The following is a 3,890-nucleotide window of genomic DNA, read 5'->3' as shown; positions in this document are numbered from 1 at the left end:
ACCGAGGAGTTGGCAGGAGAACACCGTTTATTCGGAAAAAGGGCTGTGACAAGATTTTTGTCACAGCCTTTTTATTTCCCCGGAAACAACCGCTGATAATAGGCATCTGCTTTTTTATAGGAAAAAATCCAAATACCAGATACGAAAAAACGTCCGAATAACCCAATCATCGGTACAAAAAAGATACCGGCAATCAAACATAAGTTAATAAACATGGAGATAAAACTTCGATGGTCCTTTGACAAAACTCTCACAACATGGGAATCTGGTTTATTTGCTTTCATGATTTGCCTCATCAATATACCAAAAGAAAAACTCCACATCGTGTATACTAAGACATAAGCCATCTCAGGCCAAAAAGCTTCAGGGTTACGCCCGACCCAACTAGTAACGGAAGGACATAAGGTCAGCCAGAAGAGCCAAAAGATATTCGACCAGACCACTCGGTAATTGATGCGTTCTGCCATCTGGAATATACGATGATGGTTCACCCAGATTACCGCAACAAATATAAAACTGATTGCATAAGCTAATAATGTATTTCGGATGACCCACAAAGAATGAAAACCAGATGGATCAGGAATCTTGATGTCTAATACAAGAACTGTCAAAACGATGGCCACTACTCCATCAGTAAATGCTTCTAATCTCGACTTTGTCACGATGATTCCTCCTCAGATGATTCAGCGCTTTTATTTTATCACTTATGTTATTAAATAACCATTGTTTTATATAGGAAATTTTCTGAAAATTGTTGCATATTTTTCGAAATTTTGTTACTTTTAAAAAAACCGTAAAGGAGTTATGTATGACAAAAAAATTATCAGTTAAAGACTATCTTTTTATAGGCTCCATGCTTTTCGGTCTATTTTTTGGTGCTGGAAATCTTATCTTTCCCGTTCATTTGGGTCAAGAAGCAGGCGCTGCTACCTTTTGGGCGAATCTAGGTTTCTTGGTTACCGGTATCGGTCTTCCCTTCTTAGGGGTGATTGCCATTGGTGTATCGAAAAGCTCAGGTGTATATGAATTAGCAAAACGGATAAATCAAACATATGCGATGGTTTTTACCATCTTGCTTTACTTAGTTATCGGACCGTTTTTTGCTTTACCTCGCCTTGCGACCACATCTTTCGAGATTGGTTTAGCACCATTTATCGATCCTAGCAGACAGACGCTATATCTAGCAATTTTCAGTATTGTATTTTTTGTGCTGGCTTGGTGGTTTTCAAGAAAACCGACAAAGATATTAGATTATGTTGGAAAATTCCTGAATCCTGCATTTTTGGTTTTATTAGGGGCATTGCTTCTCCTTGCTTTTTTGAATCCATTAGGCTCTGTCAATCAAGCGCCTATTCAGCCAAATTACCAAGACCATGCTTTTTTCACAGGATTTACTCAAGGATATAACACATTAGATGCGCTTGCTGCTTTAGCATTTGGAATCATCATCGTTACGACGATTCAAAACATGGGTGTAACAAAACCTGCTGAAATTGCTAAAGACACGATCAAATCTGGTGCGATCAGCATTATATTGATGGGAATCATTTATACTTTGCTCGCTTATTTAGGTGCTATGAGCTTAGGTAGCTTTGCTCTAAGTGAAAACGGCGGAATTACGCTGGCTCAGATTGCTGATCATTATTTAGGCACTTATGGAAGTATCTTATTAGCATTCATCGTTATATTAGCTTGTTTGAAGACTGGTATTGGTTTGATTACAGCTTTTGCAGAAACATTCACGGATTTGTTCCCGCAAAGAAATTACGCCTTTTTTGTTGCACTTGCCAGTATCCTTCCCTGTTTAGCGGCAAATGTAGGCTTGACGAATATCATTCAATTTTCGTTGCCTGTTTTGATGTTCATCTATCCATTAGCAATGACATTGATTCTGTTAGTGTTGGTTGGTCCTTTGTTTAAGCAGCGTACAGCTGTTTATCGAATGACTACCTATTTTACATTGATTGCTTCGATTTTTGATGGGTTGAATGCCTGCCCAGAATCTATCAAGCAAACCCCTATCGTTCAAAATCTTTTATATGTTGCGGAAAGCTACTTGCCGTTTTTCAAATTGGGGATGGGATGGATCGTGCCAGCAGTTATCGGTTTTGTTATCGGCCTGATTTGGAGTTTCGCTAAGAAAGAAGAAGTATTGGATTGATAAAAGAGGTTGTCTCTTGAACACTTTTTAAGAAAGAGTTTGCGAAAAAGCTCTCACAAAAATTGCGACGAGTAATCGCAGGATCAATAAAAAGCAAAAGGTCTGTGACAAAAGTCTTGTCACAGACCTTTTTTTCCGAATAAACGGTGTTCAAAAGCCAGTTTCTCGGTATTAAGCCAAATTTATGCAAAAATGTGGAAAGCCATTTTCACAAAATTTTTCTTAATACTCGAAACTAAGCGACTTTTTCACAACCTCTGATTCACGGTGTTCCAGAAGTAGCTTCTTCGGAAATAAGCCGAAATTTCACAAAAATTTGAGAAGCAATTTTCGTCAATTCCTTCTTATTTCTTGAAGCTGACCACTTCAGTCACAACCTCTTTTTTATAAATAAAGTTATTTTTACATATTAAAAAAGCAAACATTAAATAACGTTAATTTCAAAAAAAATAAATTCCTCCCTTCTTTTTCTTTATCAGTTACGTGAACGATTATGCGTCCAAAACAAACGATTATTTGACATAACTGCTGTCTTCCATGAGAATACACGAAGGAAACACCAATAATATAAAAAACTTTTTTTAAATCGATTTTTTCTATTACGCCTTGTACTCTTTCGTTTTTTCAAGAATAATTAAATGTGTAAGCTAATAGGAATGTACGGAGGTATATATTCAATCGTCATAATCATATTGTCTCCGCTAGAGTGATTATTAAAAAAACTGAGACTATCGTTCGAAAAAATAGAAGATACTATATTTTAACCACTTTTCCAGATTTAGAAAGGCAATTACAAAAAACCCGCGTTGCGGGTTTTTTATTTTGATACATTTTATATTCAGTAATATTAGCTAACTCTTACAAATATAAACTAATCCGTCGTTGAAGCACCAATGACAACCATCCTCTTTTCTAACGAGTCATAAATCGTCCACATATGCGCTCCACGGCATCCTCTCCCAGATGTGAAATAACTAGACCAACTGTCATTCCAGCTATAGGCTACTAAGTTCTTTTTATTAGGGAACAAATAATTATTCAGCTCTAAATATTCTTCTTTTGTTACATAAAGTCCATAAGATGTTTCAAAAAAAACCTCTTCATAAAGACTTTCTGGTTGAAGCATTTCTTCAAAATCAATGGGAGATGGAATCATTCGCCCTTTATTCAAATAAATTGGGTAACCAGCCACATGATCAAAAGATGTCCAGTCAGTATGTACTAATCTCATTTTTATCGGCTTCTCCGTTCGCCAATAGTTATCTACAGTTCTTTTTAAACTCCGACGCTCACGAAAAGTCATACCCGATGGTTTACCTTTCATTTTTCGCTGTAACCATTTTTGGAATATGAACTCTACAAACGGCATAGGTTTACGTATAGGTTTTGTCCCTCTAACGCCTTTATACCATTCATTATTTACATATTTCATTAATATGATTGCAGCTTCTTGATGGCTATCTAATCCTTGATAATCTGATACAGATAAAATAACATAATCTAAATCTAGAATATACTTCTTGTATAATTGATCTGTTACCTCCTTCAAAAGTTTCATTTTGTCCTCCTCCGATTTTTACTACCTCTCGTTTCATTACATGATGATTTTAAAGATGTAGATTCTCGCTATCTCACTATTATGAAGTAATTCAATCCAATACCAATATAGCATCAAAAACAGTAAATCGCTTTCTTTTTTCGTCATACACTGACCACACATAAGCACCAT

The 3,890-nt window shown here is 36.0% G+C and carries 3 protein-coding genes; 1 reads left to right on the top strand and 2 read right to left on the bottom strand.

Annotated features, from left to right (window positions below; all coding sequences use genetic code 11):
• Positions 1-71: 71 nt before the first annotated feature.
• Entirely contained in the window at positions 72-662 is a 591-nt protein-coding gene (locus HMPREF2961_RS01335) for a TMEM175 family protein (RefSeq protein ID WP_002315551.1), read from the bottom strand.
• Positions 663-808: 146 nt separating this feature from the next.
• Here HMPREF2961_RS01335 and brnQ point away from each other — a divergent pair, with 146 nt between their 5' ends.
• Positions 809-2,161, top strand: coding sequence for a branched-chain amino acid transport system II carrier protein (gene brnQ / locus HMPREF2961_RS01330; protein WP_002315550.1), 1,353 nt, complete (start codon positions 809-811; stop codon positions 2,159-2,161).
• Positions 2,162-3,032: 871 nt separating this feature from the next.
• Here the strand turns inward: brnQ and HMPREF2961_RS01325 are convergent.
• The gene (locus HMPREF2961_RS01325) at positions 3,033-3,719 is read right to left on the bottom strand and encodes a hypothetical protein (protein ID WP_002315549.1); all 687 of its coding nucleotides are present in this window, start codon (positions 3,717-3,719) and stop codon (positions 3,033-3,035) included.
• Between the last annotated feature and the right edge of the window lie 171 nt (positions 3,720-3,890).

Source organism: Enterococcus sp. HMSC076E04 (assembly GCF_001814285.1).
GTDB classification, from domain to species: domain Bacteria; phylum Bacillota; class Bacilli; order Lactobacillales; family Enterococcaceae; genus Enterococcus_B; species Enterococcus_B lactis.
The sequence above is the reverse complement of the archived record's forward strand: the minus strand, read 5'-3'. Positions and strand labels throughout refer to the sequence as shown.